17 protein-coding genes are annotated in these 19810 nt (G+C 42.8%); 7 read left to right on the forward strand and 10 right to left on the reverse strand.

Features of this window, described 5'->3' with window-relative positions; translation table 11 throughout:
* Nucleotides 1-46: 46 nt before the first annotated feature.
* The 4 genes from AC1DUD_RS10545 to holA all read right to left on the reverse strand — a co-directional run bounded on the left by AC1DUD_RS10545 (nucleotide 47) and on the right by holA (nucleotide 3174).
* Nucleotides 47-877 carry a sulfotransferase gene (locus AC1DUD_RS10545; protein WP_477374365.1) on the reverse strand — a complete coding sequence of 277 codons (831 nt, stop codon included), beginning with the start codon at nucleotides 875-877 and terminating at the stop codon, nucleotides 47-49.
* A gap of 26 nt (nucleotides 878-903) precedes the next feature.
* Nucleotides 904-1464 (reverse strand): adenylyl-sulfate kinase, encoded by a 561-nt coding sequence (gene cysC / locus AC1DUD_RS10550; protein ID WP_477374367.1) that lies wholly within the window; start codon nucleotides 1462-1464, stop codon nucleotides 904-906.
* 287 nt (nucleotides 1465-1751) lie between these two features.
* Nucleotides 1752-2129 (reverse strand): hypothetical protein, encoded by a 378-nt coding sequence (locus AC1DUD_RS10555; RefSeq protein WP_477374369.1) that lies wholly within the window; start codon nucleotides 2127-2129, stop codon nucleotides 1752-1754.
* A gap of 22 nt (nucleotides 2130-2151) precedes the next feature.
* Nucleotides 2152-3174, reverse strand: coding sequence for a DNA polymerase III subunit delta (holA, locus tag AC1DUD_RS10560; protein WP_477374371.1), 1023 nt, complete (start codon nucleotides 3172-3174; stop codon nucleotides 2152-2154).
* A gap of 134 nt (nucleotides 3175-3308) precedes the next feature.
* Here holA and AC1DUD_RS10565 point away from each other — a divergent pair, with 134 nt between their 5' ends.
* The 3 genes from AC1DUD_RS10565 (at nucleotide 3309) to AC1DUD_RS10575 (ending at nucleotide 6052) form a co-directional block, all read left to right on the forward strand.
* Nucleotides 3309-3761, forward strand: a complete 453-nt coding sequence (locus AC1DUD_RS10565; protein WP_477374373.1) for a type I restriction enzyme HsdR N-terminal domain-containing protein — start codon at nucleotides 3309-3311, stop codon at nucleotides 3759-3761.
* Nucleotides 3762-3945: 184 nt separating this feature from the next.
* Nucleotides 3946-5757: a glycoside hydrolase family 2 protein gene (locus tag AC1DUD_RS10570; protein ID WP_477374375.1), complete on the forward strand. Its 1812-nt coding sequence runs from the start codon at nucleotides 3946-3948 to the stop codon at nucleotides 5755-5757.
* Between the two features lie 154 nt (nucleotides 5758-5911).
* On the forward strand, nucleotides 5912-6052 hold the full coding sequence (locus AC1DUD_RS10575; RefSeq protein ID WP_477374377.1) for a hypothetical protein: 141 nt from the start codon (nucleotides 5912-5914) through the stop codon (nucleotides 6050-6052).
* 242 nt (nucleotides 6053-6294) lie between these two features.
* On the opposite strand, the gene AC1DUD_RS10580 is transcribed toward AC1DUD_RS10575, so the two are convergent.
* The 3 genes from AC1DUD_RS10580 to AC1DUD_RS10590 form a co-directional block, all read right to left on the reverse strand.
* On the reverse strand, nucleotides 6295-7062 hold the full coding sequence (locus tag AC1DUD_RS10580; protein ID WP_477374379.1) for a hypothetical protein: 768 nt from the start codon (nucleotides 7060-7062) through the stop codon (nucleotides 6295-6297).
* Nucleotides 7063-7509: 447 nt separating this feature from the next.
* Entirely contained in the window at nucleotides 7510-9318 is a 1809-nt protein-coding gene (locus AC1DUD_RS10585) for an ATP-binding protein (RefSeq protein ID WP_477374381.1), read from the reverse strand.
* A 90-nt stretch (nucleotides 9319-9408) separates the two neighbouring features.
* The gene (locus tag AC1DUD_RS10590) at nucleotides 9409-12042 is read right to left on the reverse strand and encodes a valine--tRNA ligase (RefSeq protein WP_477374383.1); all 2634 of its coding nucleotides are present in this window, start codon (nucleotides 12040-12042) and stop codon (nucleotides 9409-9411) included.
* Between the two features lie 795 nt (nucleotides 12043-12837).
* Here AC1DUD_RS10590 and AC1DUD_RS10595 point away from each other — a divergent pair.
* On the forward strand, nucleotides 12838-14913 hold the full coding sequence (locus AC1DUD_RS10595; protein ID WP_477374385.1) for a M13 family metallopeptidase: 2076 nt from the start codon (nucleotides 12838-12840) through the stop codon (nucleotides 14911-14913).
* Between the two features lie 401 nt (nucleotides 14914-15314).
* Nucleotides 15315-15761, forward strand: a complete 447-nt coding sequence (locus tag AC1DUD_RS10600; RefSeq protein WP_477374387.1) for a DUF1569 domain-containing protein — start codon at nucleotides 15315-15317, stop codon at nucleotides 15759-15761.
* Here AC1DUD_RS10600 and AC1DUD_RS10605 read toward each other — a convergent pair.
* Both AC1DUD_RS10605 and AC1DUD_RS10610 read right to left on the reverse strand, forming a co-directional pair.
* Entirely contained in the window at nucleotides 15758-16138 is a 381-nt protein-coding gene (locus AC1DUD_RS10605; RefSeq protein WP_477374389.1) for a type II toxin-antitoxin system death-on-curing family toxin, read from the reverse strand. The two genes, AC1DUD_RS10600 and AC1DUD_RS10605, sit on opposite strands and share 4 nt — an antisense overlap.
* A complete protein-coding gene (locus AC1DUD_RS10610; protein ID WP_477374391.1) occupies nucleotides 16135-16323 on the reverse strand; it encodes a hypothetical protein in 189 nt (62 codons plus the stop codon). Before AC1DUD_RS10610 ends, AC1DUD_RS10605 begins: the two co-directional genes overlap by 4 nt.
* Before the next feature lie 126 nt (nucleotides 16324-16449).
* Here AC1DUD_RS10610 and AC1DUD_RS10615 point away from each other — a divergent pair, with 126 nt between their 5' ends.
* Complete coding sequence (locus AC1DUD_RS10615) at nucleotides 16450-17796, forward strand: MBL fold metallo-hydrolase (protein ID WP_477374393.1); 1347 nt, start codon at nucleotides 16450-16452, stop codon at nucleotides 17794-17796.
* A gap of 412 nt (nucleotides 17797-18208) precedes the next feature.
* The gene (gene mnmC2, locus AC1DUD_RS10620; RefSeq protein ID WP_477374395.1) at nucleotides 18209-18883 is read left to right on the forward strand and encodes a tRNA (5-methylaminomethyl-2-thiouridine)(34)-methyltransferase MnmC2; all 675 of its coding nucleotides are present in this window, start codon (nucleotides 18209-18211) and stop codon (nucleotides 18881-18883) included.
* Nucleotides 18884-18892: 9 nt separating this feature from the next.
* Here mnmC2 and AC1DUD_RS10625 read toward each other — a convergent pair whose 3' ends face one another.
* Complete coding sequence (locus AC1DUD_RS10625) at nucleotides 18893-19723, reverse strand: hypothetical protein (RefSeq protein WP_477374397.1); 831 nt, start codon at nucleotides 19721-19723, stop codon at nucleotides 18893-18895.
* Between the last annotated feature and the right edge of the window lie 87 nt (nucleotides 19724-19810).

The following is a 19810-nucleotide window of genomic DNA, read 5'->3' on the forward strand; positions in this document are numbered from 1 at the left end:
ACTTTTTTCGCAAAGACGTATAACAAACTGCAAAAGAAATTTAATATTAATCGGTTTGCATATATGCCTTAAGCTTGTTCTGTAATACTACGGCCTGGGTAATCAGGTCTTTATCTGTGATATATTGCACAAAGCCCACATCGGGACCAATAAGATGTTCTTTAAAAATATCCCTGAACCTTGAGTATTTTAACGCTAAGTTCCACTTGCTTTTCAGGTATTCAAAAACCTGTTCGTCCTCTTCGTTCAGCATCGAATAATTGAGCACAATAAAAGCATCGCGAGGTAGTGTTTCAATGCATTTCAGGATATCCTGGTTGTAAGCTATCCAAACTTTTAAATATTCGGTAGCATGATCATTGTAAAACTTTACCATACGGCGCCCCCGCCTGAATGTCTTCCATATCAGCCTTGAAAAATATTTACGAGCCAGGTATTTTTTTTCCAGCCACTTAAATTCGCGCCGTAAAAGCGAGCTCACTACTGATTGATACTCCCGCAGGATAACCAGGTAGCAGGCGTCGGGCAGCAGTTCCTTATACACATCCAGAAACAGACAGGTGCGCGGGTCTTTCCAGCCCCATTGATCGTACAACTGTTGTTTAACCTTAATGATACTTTTAAGCTTTTCCTTTTCGTAAATGCTAAACTGTGCCACATGCTCAGTAGTAAGCCCTGTCGCAGGTAAATTGTGACCGGCCAGGATCTCCTCGTGCATTTTTAAAAATTCAATATCCTCAAAATGCCCTTCAACATTGCCGTTACCGCCGGGTACAAGTCTTTCACCTGTTTGCAGGCCGCATTTGCTTAACCATTGGGTAATAAGCGAGGTGCCGGAACGGTGCATTCCGGTAATGATCAGTACTCTTTTTTGCATAAATCAGTTATAAGCGCCCTTTTTTTTCAGGAATAGCTTGGTATCTTATTCTTCTGCTTAACAGGATGCAGGTTATTTATAATATAATAGAGTAGTGAAGAGGTACTTTGTTGTATGGTATAATTGCAGGTATCAATATACAGATCGGGCTTAACGGGTACTTCAAACCTATCGTTAACACCTGTCAGGTTGGTTAGTTTATCGGGATGTCCATCGGGCAGTAATGCCCTTTTATACAAACCTTTGGTATCGCGGTTTATCAATTGGTTCAGCGGGCAATCAACATGAACAATACTTACATGATCATATTTTTCGGCAAGTTCCTGCCTGATATCATCGTATGGATTTATAGCGCTAACAATAGTAACAATGCCCTGTTCGCTGAAGCGACTGGCTACAAAACCCAGGCGGCGAATGTTCTCGTTCCGGTCTTCTTTACTAAAACCCAGATCGCGGCAAAGTACTGCGCGGTACTCATCACCATCAATAATTTCGATTTTAATACCCAGGCTTGTTAATTCGGCAGCAACACTTCTTGCCAAAGTAGTTTTCCCCGCACCTGATAATCCGCAAAATAAAAGTATCATAACCGTAATTTTTATTCAATATGCCTTATTGATCAGCTTAACATAGTACTTAGGATAAGTGAACTTAGGAAATTAATCGGCTGATGAATTTTGTTACATTGTAAATAATCAATTACATGTAAACCTGGGTGATGGAAAGTCAGGCTAAAAATCAGCCAAGACCGGCTAAAAATGAAGTTTTAATGAATAAATGCATGGATACGGTCAAACACTAACCAACGCTACACTTAACAAAAATGTTACGATATTTAATTAATTAGAAATGATTTTGGAGACTTCTTTAATACTTATTCAGCACGCTCAGCAACCGGCTCTTCTTTATCAGGCATAAAAAGTAAAACAAGCGCCCCTATTTGTAACAGGTCAATTACTATGGCAATGCAGCCTGCATAAATATTTGCCTCGAATGCCGATGGAAGATTTATTGCATCAGGTGTTACGGTTAAGATCAATAAACCCAGTAATATCCATTTGGCCCACTTATAACCCTTACGTACAAACATGGCCAGCACCATCAAAATGCTTAAGGCTATGCACATAACAATTGCAGCATAATAAGTGGTGCCGCCGCCGCCAACCAAATAGTAATCAACCAGGTATAACACTGCCGAAGCCCGGATAAGGTTGGATACAAGGTTGGCTTTTGATTGTGATGATAGGGTCATAAAGGTTAAAGGAAATTTAGGATCAATGCAATATCTTAAACATCAGCTCTTTCATCAACTCGCCGTGCGGTGCATTTGATTCAACACCTTTGCTTTTCAGATCATATTCGCGCAGATAGCTGATCACCTGGAAAATTTTGCCAAGCGGATAGTTACGGGCAGCCTGCTCATAATCTTTAATAAAGTAGGGGTTAACGCCCATTTCGCGGGCAAGGTTTTGCGGAGTTTTATCCTTTACATAGTGATACACCAGCACCTTGCTGAAAAAATTGTTCAGGTTGCCTAACACCAGCACTATGGGGTTTGATTTTGGGTTGGCTTCAAAGTAATTGATGATCTGGTTTACCTTGTAAGCATCCTTTTTGGTAAGCGCGGTTTGCAGCTCAAACACATTGTACTCTTTACTGATGCCGATATTATCCTGGATATGCTTTAGGGTTATCTCCTGACCGGCGCTAACGTTCAGCATCAATTTCTCAAGTTCGTTGGCTATTTTAGAAAGATCGTTACCCAGGTACTCGGCAATCATTGCCGATCCCTGTTGGTTCATTTTATAGCCTTTATCGCTTACAAACCCTTCAACCCAGGCCGGCACCTTATTATCATACAACGTGGCCGATTCAAAGATAAGCCCGTTCTTTTCAATGGCCTTATAAGTTTTCTTACGCTTATCAAACTTGCCGTATTTGTAGCAAAAAACAAGGATGGTACTTGGCAGCGGATTTTCGAGATAGCTCAATACCGGGTCGATGCTTTTTTTATTATCATCGTCCTTGCCCCATTTCATGTCCTGCGCTTCTTTTACCAGTACCACTTGGTAGTCGGCCATCATGGGGTAACGCTTGGCGGCGTTGAGCACGGTCATGATATCGGTATCTTTACCGTAAACTACGGTTTGGTTAAAGCCGCGTTCATGCTCGGGCAGCACGTGGTGCTCAACGTAACTGCTCACCAGGTCAATAAAATAAGGTTCCTCACCATGCAACAGGTACAGCGGTTTAAACTTACGGTTCTTAAGGTCCTTTAATATCTCGGCAGCAGTCATATTTCGCAGTCAAAAGTACTAAGTCGAAAGTCAAAAGTGGAATGTATTTTTATTTAGCCAATGCCCAATGATATATTTATTAATTTTGAACCCCAACTTCAGACTAATAACTTAATACTTCAGACTTCTCAAAAATGCTCCAGCCGCTTAACCTTCCACCCTACCCTTTTAAAATAAGCGACGATAACGGCACATTGACCCTTTTTGACGAGATCCGTAAAAAAACCATCATCATTACACCAGAAGAGTGGGTACGCCAGCATTTTGTACAATACCTCATCAAACAAAAAAACTACCCCCGCTCGCTAATTAAACTGGAAGGCGGCCTTAAACTTAATACCCTGCAAAAACGCACCGACATTGTAATTTTTAACTCCAGCGGCGAACGCATTTTAATGGTTGAATGCAAAGCCCCCTCAGTAACTATCGATCAAAAAACCTTCGACCAGATTGCGCGGTATAATATGGTGCATAAAGTATCCCTGCTGGCAGTAAGTAACGGACTACAGCATTACTACTGTACTATAGATCACGAAAAATGCACTTACCAGTTTATTGAAGAATTGCCGGTGTATGTTAAATGGTAAGGTTGTCTGAACTCGAATTTATTGAATTTAGGGAATGAACAAAAAATGCTATGTACATTCAATAAATTCTTCAAATTCAATAAATTCGAGTTCAGACAACATCCCCTTTCCAATAAAATGTTATGATAACAGTTATCTATTCCCTAATTTGGCAGCATAACCTCATCAATTATAACATCTCAATATGAACATTTACAACAAAGCGATAGCCCTGATCTCAGCATTGATTGTATGCAGCTTCATTGCATCTGCCCAGGAAGCCAAACTCCCTACACAATGGACAAATACCGCCATACAAGCTGAGATCCCATTAGCTGAATACCCGAGGCCGCAGCTACAACGTAGCGACTGGCTTTGCCTCAACGGACATTGGGATTATCGCGGCGGGAAAGATATACCCGACGCCTTAAACCCGGAAAAACCTGCATCATTTGAAGGCAAGCCGGATAAAATACTGGTGCCCTATTGCCCTGAGTCGGTGCTATCCGGTGTGCAGCGCAAACAGGAGATCAATATGTGGTACCGCCGAAGTTTTGACATCCCTGCAAAATGGCAAAGCAAACAGGTTGTTATTCATTTTGGGGCAGTTGATCATGATGCCACCGTTTTTGTTAACGGTAAAAAAGCAGGCTCACACTCCGGTGGATATGATTCGTTCAGCTTTAACATTACCCCATATCTTAAGAAGGGAAGCAATAGCATCGTTGTTGCAGCCCACGACCCTAATGATGGCAAAACACCATCAGGCAAAAACGGTCCGCGGGGCGACTATACCTTTTCTTCGGGCATCTGGCAAACCGTTTGGCTGGAACCGGTAAACAAGTCATACATCAAAAATATCCACCTGCTGCCAGATGTGGAAGGCAAGCGGTTAAAAGTGTTTGTTAATACCGAGGGGGCAGGCAAGATCAAAGCAGTTGCCTTGAACAGCGGCAAAGAGATTTCACAGGCAAGCGCAACTGGGGGATCATATTTTTATCTGCCTATAGATAACCCCATTTTATGGTCGCCCGACTCCCCGTTTTTATATGATCTGAAGCTTACATTGTACAATGCCGATGGCAGCGAGGCCGACGAGGTTAAAAGCTATTTCGGTATGCGTGATATTAAACTGGGTAAACTTAATGGTGTGATCAGGCCGCTTATAAATGGTAAGTTCATCATGCAGCTTGGCCTCCTTGATCAGGGCTACTGGCCCGACGGGGTTTTAACAGCTCCAACAGAAGAAGCCCTTAAATTTGATATAGACTACACCAAAAAAGCAGGCTATAACCTGATCCGCAAACACATGAAAACCGAACCGCAGCGTTTTTATTACTGGGCAGATAAAATGGGATTGCTGGTATGGCAGGATATGCCTGCCATATGGTATCAAAATGAAGATACCACTAAAAACAGGAAAGTTTACCGGCAAGAGTTAAAAGCCATCATTGACGATCATTATAACTCGCCCTCCATTATTACCTGGGTGCCTTTCAATGAAAACTGGGGCGCTTTTGATGTAAAAAATATCACCAATTGGGTTAAGCAATATGACCCTTCGCGATTGGTTAACGGCAATTCGGGCTTTAACAATAATCCCGATTACCAAAAGCCTTACGGCGACCCGGGCAACGGCGATTATGCAGATACACACATATATGTTGGCCCATACGGTGCTTCTGTACCTGATGATCACCGGGCCGCCTCCCTGGGCGAATTTGGCGGCGTCGGCCTGTTTGTGCGCGGGCATATGTGGCCGGTACACAACAATGCTTACGATTATGAACCAACCAAAGCGAGGCTTACCGACCGTTATGTTTTTCTGCTCGACGAAGTGGAGCAACTGATGAAATACAAAGGGCTAAGTGTTGCCATCTACACCCAAACCACCGACGTTGAACACGAAGTGAACGGTGTTTTAACCTACGACAGGGCCGTTGAAAAAATGGATATAGAAAGAGTAAGGGAGGTGAATCAGGCTGTGATTAAGGAAGGGGATAAATTGAATAAGTAAGTTTGATTCTTTAAAACCAAGAAAAATGCCATAACCCGCCCGTTGTAAATGGATCGATCGCTGTGTTAATGAATCGTGATCATTTTGATTTTGTGATTTGCTTTAGTACCAAACGCCGTTAAGCTCACCACAACCGGCGGAAGTATCATAATAAGTGACACTGAAGAAAGAGAGCATTACCGGTTTTTCAGTAATAGATATTAATTGCGGCACTGATGGCACCAATGGCAAAGAAAGTACCAGCCTTGACCTGCTCATCTGTTGGGAATTTCCGGAAGCCAATACTGAACGATAACCGCGGTTCAAAATAGCGATATAGGTCCTACCTTACTTTTAGCGTGCAAAAAAGGCAAAACAATGAACTTTGCTATCGAATAGAGGGGGCGCATCTTATATGACATTTGTAAAGGCTTGGAAAATGAAACATTTAATTAGCTCGAATAAAACTTGTTTGATCCTAATTTTATACTTGTACTTAATTTACGCTTATTTAGCTAATTAGACTTTTTGAAACCTAATTAGCTAAAATTGCAAAATTTATTTCGATGCAAAATTTAAACGTTGTCGAGAAATATATTTTCTTAAGACTTTTCTCACTATCCAACTTTTGGGAAAGTTTTTCGATATATATGAGGAATGTTTATGCGTGATCCTAAACTTTTGATTATTCCTCATGAATGCATCTACTCTTTTTTCAAAAAGTTCCCCGCCATATTGAGGGTATCTATTGGATTCAATATTTTTTTCGTTATAAATTTCATTGTTGAAATCATCTGTACGTATTAAATAACACTGGTCTGAAAACCCATAACCAATATAAAAATCCTTTATTTCGCCAACCTTTTCATTTTCTGCTTCATCATACCTTTTATTCCATGTAGGGTTCGCAACAAAAATATTTTTGTCTTCATTCATTATTTCTATAGCAGATGAAATCCAATTGCTCTTATCTTCGATATAGGAATCACTCGAAAAATGCAATAGAAATTTTGTTTTGCATTTAAAAATTCCAACTAATTCAGCTATTGAGTAATAGTACCCCCCTTTAAAACTGTCTAATGATATGTCAAAATGTGTCAAAACTTCATTGGCAAAATCTTCTACAAAAAAATAAGCATCAATTACCCCCGTTTGTATCTTTTCCTTACAATGCTTTTCTACAACAGATCTGTTATTTACGTTGTTAACTATTAGGTGTTTTTTCTCAAATTTGTAATTACAATTTGAAATCATTGTTTCAAGATATCCATCTTTAAGAATGTATTCCCAATCTTTCTCCCAAACTTTTGTTTCAAATGTTAGCATTATATATTAGCTATAATAGTTATAAATTAATAGTTACGCTCGCAAAGATAGGATTAAAGCACATATACGATATCTGAGTTTTTCAATATAGTATGTTGGCAGTTTTATCATAAATAATGAAATACATTTATACATGGTCGTTATTGGTGTTGTCGCCACAGGTGTTTGGAAGACTTTTTAATTCCACACTTGGGGAGAGGAACGCAGAGTTATATAGTGGCAGGGAGGGGTTTATGCGTCATTAAAGCACAGGTAAGTCTGTCGTCCAAACCCTTCCCTACCCCCGTTCTCAAGGGAAGGAATCGTACAATCCACTGCTTTTTGAATCTTCCGAACACCTATGGAGCTGTCACTAACAATAGAGAGAATACAATAACCAACGAGAATCGCACTAGAGTACCTCTTTTCTTATGACTTGATTTGAAAATTACAAGGATACGATCAACCTTACACTACCTTTTTCAAAGCATAATTATTAAGCTTCTCCAGCAGGTCGTCCGGTTTAAATGGTTTGGATACATAATCGTTCATGCCGGCTTCGTACACTTGTTCTTTAATATCAAATAGAGCGGAAGCTGTAAGCGCAATAATAGGAACGCCTGATTTTTTTGGATCGGCCATTTTACGGATCTCTTTAGATGCGTCAAAGCCGTTCATCACCGGCATCTGGAGGTCCATTAATATGATATCAAAATTGCCATATTGCATAAACTCAACTGCCCGCTCCCCGTTTTCGGCAATGGTTGGGTTTATATTCCACTTACTCAGCAGTTTCTTCATCAGCATCACATTAACCATATTATCTTCGGCAATAAGCACACGCAAACAGGCCAACGGGTTTTCTGCCGGTTTTTTAGTTTCCGGGGCAGTCACTACTTCTGCTACTACTTCTGTTGATACCGGGAATTCCATATGAAATAAAAATTCAGACCCATACCCCATTGTACTGTTAACCGTTATTTGCAGGTCCTGCAGTTCAAGCAAACGCTTAACTATAGCCAACCCAAGGCCTGTGCCTCCATACTCACGTGTGGTAGCTAATGACTCCTGCGTAAATGGTTCAAATATATTGCCCAGGTTGTCTTTTTCGATACCGATACCTGTGTCCCGTACTGAAAAGTTCACAGTAACGGTATTATGCCTGTCTTCCACGCAAGTAACCCTTACCCATATGTTTCCCTGCGGGGTAAATTTTATTGCGTTACTAACCAGGTTGAAAATGATCTGGGTTATGCGGGTAGGATCGCCAAAAAGCACTTTATTTTTCAACGAGCTATCAACGTCGAGCTTAAACAGCAGGCCTTTTTCTTCGGCTTTCAGCATCTGCCCGCCGCAAATATTGTTCATCAGCTCAACAAGGTTAAAGCGGATGTTTTCAAATACTACCTTTCCCGATTCAATTTTGCTGAAGTCAAGCACATCATTAACGATGGCCAGCAGGTTGTTGGCCGAGAATTTAAGCACTTCGAGGTTTTCGCGCTGGTCGGGCCGCGGATTGCTCATCATCAGCAAATTACTCATCCCTATAACCGCATTTAAGGGCGTACGGATCTCATGCGACATGGTTGACAGGAACTCGGATTTAACCTGGGCCGATTTCTCCGCCCTTCCAATCGCCGTTTCCATCTGATTATAAAGCCGCGCCTGCTCTTTACTGCTATCCTTAAGGTGTTTAATGTTTTTTAAGAAAGCAGTATAAAAATGACTATGGATAAAAATGAGCAATATAAAATTGGCAAACAGGCTGATGATAATGGTAGACTGATCAATTTTGTTAGGCTTAATACCTATAACGTACCCGCTGTTATATTCAATGATCATAAATACCAAAACCGGTACCGTGTTAAGCAGGGAGTACATGAGCCCCCATTGCTGGCCAAGCATATAATAGCTGAACGCTATAACAATGATAATTACCTGCACAGTAATGATGTTTACTGTTTGCATTGAGGCATAAACCAGGCTGGAATTAACAAGGGTGCCCACGATAAGCAGGGCATGCGCTGCGCCGCGCCAGTCGGGCCGCCAGGTCAAATACTTAAAGAGTACTACCACAGATCCCATCAAAAACAGGGCGGTATAGGCAAGCATCTTTTGGTTTTGGAAATAAACGCTCAGGTAAAGCGCACCGAGGGCAACAAAAATAAGGAAGAACCCATAATACAATAAACGGATTCGGGCCTGGTCAAGGAACGATTGCTCCTTCGACAGAATTTTATAGATCGATAAGTTAAAAAAACTTACTTTATTACTCATATTCAGAACTTAACATTGGCTATGCAATTCAACAAGCTACCCTACTATACTGTAGGGTAGCTTGTTATGCAACGCTGGTAAGTTCTGCAATTAGCAAGCCAAAGCTGCTAAGTTTTCTTCAATGATGGTTAATTTAGCTTCGGCATCGGCCTTTTTCTTTTGCTCAACCTCAATAACTTCGGGTTTTGCATTGGCCATAAACCGTTCGTTACCCAATTTTGCATTAACTGATTTCAGGAAACCTAATAGGTATTCCTGCTCTTTTTTCAGTTTTGCGCACTCGGCAACCGGGTCAATTTCTTCGCTGAAAGGAATATAAAATTCATCCGTTGAAGCTAAGAAATTAATAGCTCCTTCCACTTTATCAGCTACGGTTTCAAACTTACTGATGTTGGCAAGCCTGGCAATAATAGCTGCGTAATCCCCGTAGTTGATCCCTGAATTTGATTTAACAAATAATTCGAGCGGCTCTTTGTCTGAAATTTTTTTTGTTTTGCGGGTATTCCTGATAGAAGTAACAGCATCTTTTACTATCTCAACCTCAGCCAGTAAGCGTGAATTTATTTCCCCAATAACGGGTAATTGTGCTACAATACAGCAGTCTGATTCAGTACGTTCGCCAAACAGCTCATCATGCCATAACTCTTCGGTAAGGAAAGGCATAAAAGGATGCAATACCTTTAAAATGTCCTCAAAGAATTGAATAGTAGCCGTGTAAGTCGCCTTATCAATAGGGTGTTGATAAGCCGGCTTGATCATTTCAAGGTACCATGCGCAAAAATCGTCCCATACCAGCTTGTAAGTGTCCATTAAAGCCTCTGATAAACGGTACTGGGCAAAGTTTGCTTCAATTTCGGTAAGCGCCTGGTTAAACCTGTTGCTAAACCATTCAATGGCTACGGCATTAGGATTAGCAAGGCTTTCATCAACTTCCCAGCCTTTTACCAGCTTAAAGGCATTCCATATTTTATTGGCAAAGCCACTACCCTGTTTGCAATAGCTTTCATCAAACATTAAGTCATTACCGGCAGGCGAGCATAACAACATGCCCACACGTACACCGTCGGCACCGTAAGTCTCGATCAGATCTAATGGGTCGGGCGAGTTGCCCAATGATTTTGACATCTTGCGGCCCTGCTTATCCCTCACAATACCGGTAAGGTATACGTTCCGGAACGGCACTTCACCCCTGAACTCGTGACCAGCCATGATCATTCGCGCCACCCAGAAAAACAAGATCTCCGGCGCGGTAACCAGGTCATTAGTTGGGTAGTAATAGTTGATATCAGCGTTGTTAGGATCCTTAAAACCATCAAATACCGAAATTGGCCATAACCATGATGAAAACCAGGTATCAACCACATCTTCGTCCTGGGTAAGGTCGGCAGCGGTAAATGCAGGATTTTTAAGCTGCGCTTCCTTTAATGCTTCTTCAGCATTTTTAGCAATCACAAACTCACCGTTTGGCAGGTACCATGCCGGGATCTGTTGTCCCCACCATAACTGGCGGCTGATGTTCCAGTCCCTTACATTCTCCATCCAGTGGCGGTAGGTGTTCACAAACTTCTCAGGGATCAGTTTGATCTCGCCATTCAGCACATAATCCAAAGCAGGTTTCGCCATTTCGCCCATCTTGCAAAACCATTGCATAGATAGTTTAGGCTCAATAACCGCATTCGTACGTTCGCTGAAACCAACCTGTGATTTATATTCTTCAACTTTTTCCAGTACGCCGGCTTCTTCCAATAGTACTGCTATCTTTTTACGGGCAGCAAAACGGTCTTCACCAACCAGTATCTGTGCTTTTTCGTTCAGCGTGCCATCGTCATTCAAAATATCAATAACCGGCAGGTTATGGCGCTGGCCCAGTTCGTAGTCATTCAAATCGTGCGCAGGCGTAACCTTCAAACAACCTGTACCAAAATCCATGGTTACGTAGTTATCCAGTATCACCGGGATCTCCCGGTCAATAAGCGGGATATATACCTTTTTACCATGCAGGTGCAGATAACGCTCGTCATTAGGGTTGATACAGATAGCTGCATCGGCCATAATGGTTTCCGGGCGGGTAGTAGCGATGGTCAGGAAGTCGGAAACCGACTCCGTACCAGCCACTTTATACCTGATATAATAAAGCTTCTGGTTAACTTCCTTACGAATAACTTCCTCATCGCTAACGGCTGTTTTACCCTGCGGGTCCCAGTTGATCATGCGGATACCGCGATAGATCAGCCCCTTTTTATGCAGGTGGATAAAGGTATCGATAACCGCTTCGGACAGGTTCTCGTCCATGGTAAACTTGGTACGGTCCCAATCGCATGAGGCGCCTAATTTTTTAAGCTGTTCGAGGATAATGCCGCCGTATTTTTCTTTCCACTCCCAGGCGTAGGTCAAAAACTCTTCGCGGGTAAGGTCTTTTTTGCTAATGCCGCGCTCTTTAAGCATAGCAACAACCTTGGCTTCGGTGGCAATACTGGCGTGGTCGGTACCCGGAACCCAGCAGGCATTTTTGCCTTTCATACGGGCACGGCGAACCAGCACATCCTGTATAGTATTGTTAAGCATGTGCCCCATGTGCAAAACCCCGGTAACATTTGGCGGCGGAATGACTATAGTATAAGGCTCGCGCTCATCAGGCACCGACTTAAAAAAGCCGTGCTGCAACCAGTAACTGTACCATTTTTCTTCGGTTTCTTTAGGGATATATGTTTTAGCAATACTCATAACGCGCAAAAATACGATAGTTAGCGGTTCATAGCCAAAGGTTGAGGGATTTTTTTGTGGTTAGTTCATAGATCATGATTCATAGCTGCGGATAAGAGCGCAGGCCGCATTAGGGATGGTAGCGGATACCGGCCTGTGGCAATGCCTTGTGCAGTATGAGCGTACAGCCTGGGCCGGAGGTAATACCCATATTCTGAACCGGGATTAAACGGATTTTTCTGATTTCAGGATTTTTGATTTGTAAAATCCTTAGTTCTACAGATCAAGTCTCAGGTAGTAATAATACTGGTCTAAAAGCAAACAGCGCCCCTAACCTCTAATCACCATACGAGCGTTGCCTGCGGCCCGGGCTGTACGTTGCAAGTCCTCGCCTTTCCTGCCCGCAATCGCTGCACGCGCTGTGGGCTTTCCACTACCATCCCTAATGCAAATATGTACTTCTATAAAATCATTATCTCCACAACTATAATCTATAATCTACACACCAATCAACTATGACCTATGTGATCCATCAACCATAAACTACTATACAACTATGAACTATGACCTATCAACCATAAACAATCCCCCCCACACACCAAAATCTACTCCCACAATATTTTTACAATTAACCAGTTATTATATATGTAACATTCAAATTGTCATGAAAACAATACCCTTACACCGTTTCTGGCTTGATATTTTGAAAAAAACAAAGCTCGACGCCATTATCAACTGGTTCAATCACTAACGGCCCGCCCCGGCCATTTTTGCTTAATACCTGCTAATTGTTAACTTTAATTTTTAAGTATTGACATGAAATTAAAGTTTAACTATTTGTTGCTGGTTGCCGGTCTCGGTATATCAGTAAATGTTTTCGCTGTGGAAGGGCCTAAACCCGTAAAGCCGAAGCATAAAACTGCTACTCCTCCTAAAAAATTTATTGATCCCGCCAACATGGACCTGAGCGTAAAGCCCGGCGATGATTTTTTTGAGTATGCCAATGGCGGCTGGTTAAAACAAAACGGCATCCCCGCTAAAGAAACCCGCTGGGGCAGCTTCAATATCCTGCGGCAGGAAAATACTGATAAACTCATCGGTTTGCTGAACGAGGTAAGCCGGGTATCGGCATCACAACCCAAAGGCAGTCTGAAACAACGTGTGGGCGACCTATACGCCAGCGGCATGGATAGCCTGACTATCGAAAAACGTGGTTATGATCCTGCCAAACCCGATTTGGAACGTATTGATAAGATAAAAACGCTTGACGATTTTATTAACGAACTGATTTATGAGCGCCTTAACGGAAAAGGTTCGCCTATTTTCAGGTCGGGAGTTGATCAGGATGACAAAAACGTGAATAAATATGTAATAAGCCTTGGCCAGGGCGGCACTACCCTCCCCGACCGGGATTATTATCTCAAAAACGATCCACGTTCAAAAAAAGCACAGGAAGCCTTAAAAAAGCTGATCACAACTTTGTTTACCCTTAGCGGCAGCAGCGCCGATGAGGCAGCGAAAAATACCGCCATAGTTTATGATCTGGAATATACCTGGGCCAAAGCGCAATGGAGCCGGGTAGCCATGCGCGACCCGCATGCTACCTATAATAAGTTCCTGGTTACCGATTTTGAAAAGCAAACCCCGCACTTAAAATGGTCAAAAATACTCCCGGCCCTTAACATGGGCGGCCAGGATAGCATAATAGTTGGTCAGCCGTCATTTTTCAGGGCCATGGATTCTACATTTGCAGCCACTCCCGTTGCCAAATGGAGAATTTACATGCGCTGGAATATGTTAAGAGGTTGCGCCAGTCAATTAAGCTCTGATTTTGTTAATGCAAACTTTACTTACAACAGCGCGTTAAGTGGGCAAAAAGTACAAACCCCGCGTGCCGAACGTATGAGTGCCCTTGTTGATGGCAATCTTGGCGAATTACTGGGGCAGCTTTTTGTTGAAAAATATTTTACGTCTGCCGCAAAACAATACATGGTTGATTTGGTGAACAACCTAAAAGGAACCCTTGGCGACCGTATCAAACGCCTTGACTGGATGAGCCCTGCAACCAAAGAACGCGCACTTAAAAAACTGAATGCTTTTACTGTAAAAATTGGTTACCCGGATAACTGGGAAAAATACGATGGCATTGTAATTAACCGTGATGACTATTTCGGTAACCTGCGTGCTATAAGCAAATGGCGTTACAATTTTAACGTGAGCCGCTTAGGCAAACCGGTTGATAAAACCCGCTGGGGAATGACACCGCCAACTGTTAACGCATATTATAATTCAACCAATAACGAGATCGTGTTTCCAGCCGGTATCCTGCAGTTCCCGTTTTTTGATTTTAAAGCCGATGACGCTGTTAATTATGGTGGTATAGGCGCTGTTATAGGTCACGAAATGACCCACGGTTTTGACGATTCGGGCCGTCAGTATGACGCAGACGGAACCCTGCGCGACTGGTGGACAAAAGAAGATGCCGATAAATTTAAATCACGTGCCGACCAGGTGGTTAAGCAATACGATGCTTTCACTGTTATCGATACCCTGCATGTAAACGGCAAACTTACCCTTGGCGAAAACCTGGCCGATCTTGGCGGATTGAACATCGCTTACGAAGCATTCAGTAAAACCAAACAGGGCCAGTCGGCTAATACTATTGACAGCTTTACTCCCGACCAGCGTTTCTTTTTATCATGGGCACAGGTATGGCGTGCTTCGCAAACTCCCGAATCGGCAGCGCAAAGGATCCTGACAGATCCGCACTCGCCCGAGCAGTTCCGTACCAACGCGCCTATAACCAATATCAATGCCTGGTACAAAGCGTTTGACGTAAAACCCGGCGATAAAATGTATAAAAAACCAGAAGACAGGACGAAGATCTGGTAAATCAGATTTTGTTTTCATAAAAAAAGAGGCTGTAATGATCAGCCTCTTTTTTTATGCAGATACTTAAGCGAAATATAGTTTCGGGCTGCGTTGATCCTACTAACAAAAGGGGGTTAACAGGGTTAACACAATCCGGGGTTAACATCCACATATATAACTAACAATCAGATAATTGAGTGTCTTTTATACAAAAAACGCGTTAACCCCCTTTTTGTATAAATATTATCGGCTAAATTTCAATTCATAGGTAACACAACACCAAGGGTGGTCAATTTGATTTATGGTATGGCCCCGTTTTGTTTTATAAACTATTGGCATAAATCCTCCCTGCTTATGGCTCAAAAACGCCTGTGCCTGTTTGTAATTTCGTAGTAGCTTTATGGCATAAACCTTTTAAAACAATGAAAACAATATTTGATAAAGAAACCCGCGACGGCCTGATCAGCAGGATCAACTTACTTGATAAAAACAGCAAACCGGAATGGGGCAAAATGAACGTTTATCAAATGCTGAAACATTGCACCCTTTCTGAAGAAATGTATTTAGGCGTAACGGTCTATAAACGCGCGTTCATTGGTCGCCTGTTTGGCAAAGTGGCGCTGAAAAGCATGCTCAAGGATGATAGTCCCTTAGCAAGGAACAACCCAACCGTTCCGCAATGCAAAGTAACTGAACAAAGCGGCGACGTAGCAGCTCAGAAAAAACAATGGATTGAGCTCATAGAGGAATATGGCAAGACTCCCAAAACCGATTTTGAACATACTTTTTTCGGAAAAATGACCAGGGAGCAGATGGGGCAATTAGCGTATAAGCATGTTGACCATCATTTAAGGCAGTTTAGTAATTAATCCATTTTCAGCATTTTACTACCGATCCATTTTCTTATTTCATCAAAACGTATTTCTCCTTTACTGGCGGCTATAACCATCTCATATTTTTCGTCCTGGTTGGCGGTAATGTCAAAACCGTTTTCAAGTAAAATCAAACGCATTAACACATAAGATATTCTTTTATTACCGTCCATAAAGGGGTGGTTTATAACCAGGCTCTCAAAAACAGCGGCAGCCTTATCCACAGCCAGGGGATATAGTTCATGCTGATCAAACGTGGCATATGGCCGGGCAAGAGCAGCTTCCAATCCCGGTAAATCACGTATTCCTGTTAGTCCGCCAAACTTTTCAATGAGCACATTATGTATTTGTTCGGCTTGTGCAACACTTATCATTGTGCAAGCTTCTCCAATAATTCGCTATCTTCATTAAGAATCTGCCTTAAATGAGCGGTTAATTTGATATCATCAGTGGTTTTTGCCTGCAAATGTTTTAAATATGAAAGCACGTCTGCCAAGGCGTCTTCAGGAACATTGTCAATTGCCTTGTTGATCTCTGTTTTTATTTCAGCTACTGTCATATTCAAATTTAGCTATTTCGTATCAATAATACACTTCACAGCTTTACACAAAAACGATCAATATTTACACCACTCAAACATTGCACGAATAAAACATTCCGCCGAAGCATTATCTTTGCGGCAAATATGATCATTCAGCAATTTTACGATAAAGGCCTGGCGCACGGTTCATATGCCGTGATCCGCACGGGCAAAATGATAGTTATTGACCCGGCCCGTAATCCGCAGCCTTACTATGACTTTGCGGCACAGCACGATGCCGATATTGTGGGGGTTATTGAAACCCACCCGCATGCCGATTTTGTAAGCTCACATCTTGAAATACACCAAACCACCGGCGCTGTTATTTATTGCAGCAAACTTACCGGTGCAACATACCCGCACGAAACTTTTGATGACGGCGACGTTATCCAGCTTAACGATATCAAACTAAAAGCCATCAATACCCCCGGCCACTCGCCCGATTCTATCTGTATTTTACTTGTAGATGAAGAAGGGCGCGAAACAGCCATCTTTACCGGCGACACGCTGTTTGTAGGTGATGTAGGCCGGCCGGACCTACGGGAAAACGTGGGCAATATCACCGCTAAAAAAGAGGAACTTGCCCGCCAGATGTTCCAAAGCACACGGCAGAAGATCATGACACTGCCTAAAAACGTCGTGGTTTACCCGGCGCATGGCCCCGGCTCCTTATGCGGTAAAAGCATGAGCCCCGACCTGGAAAGCACCATCGGTCGCGAACTGCGTGAAAACTATGCTTTACAGCTGATGGACGAACTGGAGTTTGTTAAAACCCTTACTACCGATCAGCCTTTTATGCCTAAATACTTCGGTCGCGATGTTGAGCTGAACAAAAACGGGGTTTCGGGTTTTGAGGAGAGCATTGCCACTGTACCGCATATAGAAGCAGACAGCTTTTTGGAAAAAGCCATTTTAATTGTTGATGCCCGTCCCAAAGCACAGTTCAGGAGCGGCCACCTGCATGGCGCCATTAATCTGCAGGACGGTGAAAAATTTGAAACCTGGCTGGGTTCCATCATAGGTCCAGATGAGCAGTTTTACCTCATTGCCGAAAACGAGGACAAGCTTGACATCCTGATTAAAAAAGCAGCCAAAATTGGTTACGAAAAAAATATCAAAGCCGCGTTGTTGGCTCCTGTAAACGCAGGTGAGGTATCTCCCGATCTTGATTTAAATGCCTTCAGGGCAAATGAAGACAATTACACCATAGTTGATGTACGTAACCACGGTGAAGTTGCCGCTGGTAAGGTATTTAAAAACGCTACCAGCATTCCTCTGCCTGAATTGCGCGAGCGCGTTGGCGAAATCCCTTCAGATAAACCAATCGTGGTACATTGTGCGGCAGGTTACCGCTCGGCCGCTGGCGTAAGTATTGTTTCGGCTGTAGTTACAAGTGTACCTGTTTATGATTTGGGCGAGGTTGTGACGGAGATGATGAAAGAAGTACACTAAAAAACATCAAATAACAACGTCATTGCGAGGAACCATCGGGAACCTGAAAAAAATCGTGATGACGTGTAAAATATATTTTAGGGATGTTGCGCGGGGGCCGCGTTAGGGATTGCAGTGAAAAGCCCGGAGCGTGCGGTGGGTTTGTTTGCAGGAAAAGCGAGGACTTGTAACGGAAAGCCCGGGCCGCAGGCAACGCCCATATTTACAAACCGACTAAAAAATACACCTAATAATTTACAATTACATCATTATAAAGAACGAACACAACCAACCAAGGGAAACTCATTAATACCTATAAAATCAAATTATAATTATTAATAATACCCGATTAGCAGAGCCACTCTGTACAGTTTAGGATTGCTTCGTTCCTCGCAATGACGCGTTTATGTAATAGCATATACAATATCTTTCCATGCCTCAACTAACCATAGTCCCCACTGCCGACGGCTCAAATACCATTTACAATGCCGAAGTTGGCGAGCATTACCACTCGCGCCACGGGGCGTTACAAGAGAGTTTGCATGTATTCGTTAAATCGGGATTACAATATTTCCTTGACCGAAACGACACCACAGAGCTTAGCATATTGGAGGTAGGTTTCGGCACAGGGCTTAACTTTTTATTAACTGCCTATGCATGTACCGATAAGCAGATACAGCTTAATTATACCGGCATTGAAGCTTACCCGGTAAATGCTGATATGATGCTGCAAACCGGTTATCAGCAATACATTCCAGGATTGCTATGGGAACAATTCAACAACACTTACACGGCTGCCCTAACCGGTAAGGTTGAGGTTAATAACTCCACACAATTGCACATTGCACATACCAAACTCCTGGATTTTAAAACGGATGAGCAGGTTGATATTATCTATTTTGATGCTTTTGCCGCTATCCATCAGCCTGAAATGTGGAACGAGGAAGCCATTGGCCACACTGTTAGCTTTTTGAAAACCGGCGGTGTATTTGTTACCTATGCTATCACAGGCAACCTGAAACGCATGCTCAAAAGCATGGGCTTTAAAGTAGAAAAGGCACCCGGAGCACCAGGTAAACGCGAAATGCTCAGGGCTGTTAAGCTTTAGTCTTTCTTTTTATAAGAACCGGAACCCTACATTAAACTTTAGCGTAAAGCCGTTGGTTGTTGGCAATTCGCGGTAGGCAAACTGGCCTTGTGTTGCTGCGCTGCGGGTAGCATAAATAATGGGGCCGCCGCAAAGTGAAAATGCCAGGCGCGAATTAACGGGAGCATAATTAAGCGACGGGCCTATCAATAAACGGGCGCCACCTTCGGCCTCATCAGCTTGCCAAAAGCCTTCAAGATCCTGCCCTACGGCTTCAAAGCCGCCAAAAAGTTGTCCGGAGATATGACGGTGTACCCCTACACTGGTTATCAAATCCAAACCATCACGGTTAGTAGCAAATGCTTTTTCAAACCTAACGTTGGCACCAAGTTTCCAATTTGTTACTTCGTACGCGGCAGTTATACGGCTAAATGCTACACCATCACTGTTAAACTCCCTCCTGAAGCCGAGGCTTGCCCCTGCCCTGAAGCCCATAGGCTGGTTTCCGCCGATAAAATCACGGAGTACTTCGGCTTGTTGCAGCGTACGCACACCGCCATTATTACTAAAACCGGTGCCCAGCATGGCCATTAAGGTAAACTTATTGCCCAGGTACCCCTTAGCCGAAAAATTTTGATCAACACCATCAAACCCGAGCGGGGTAACCGTACGCTGGCCATATCCACCCGAGTAATTTAAACTCCAGTTGCGGCCCTGCGGGTTAAGCGTGCTTACGGTAAACAGGAAGGGCTGAGGCTGGCTAAAGGTACTGTTTGCCACATCGCCGGCCGGCAACTGCTGGGCGTGGCTTACTTTAAATATCGAAACAAAAAGGAAGATAAACAGGTAAATTTTTTTCATGGTAAAATGTGCTTTTGAGCGGCATTAACAATTGGCTAATAAAATTAATTAATGTTAGCTTAAAATTAATGATACAGTAAGTTTTCA

It is taken from the genome of Mucilaginibacter sp. P4_A11 (assembly GCF_056402535.1).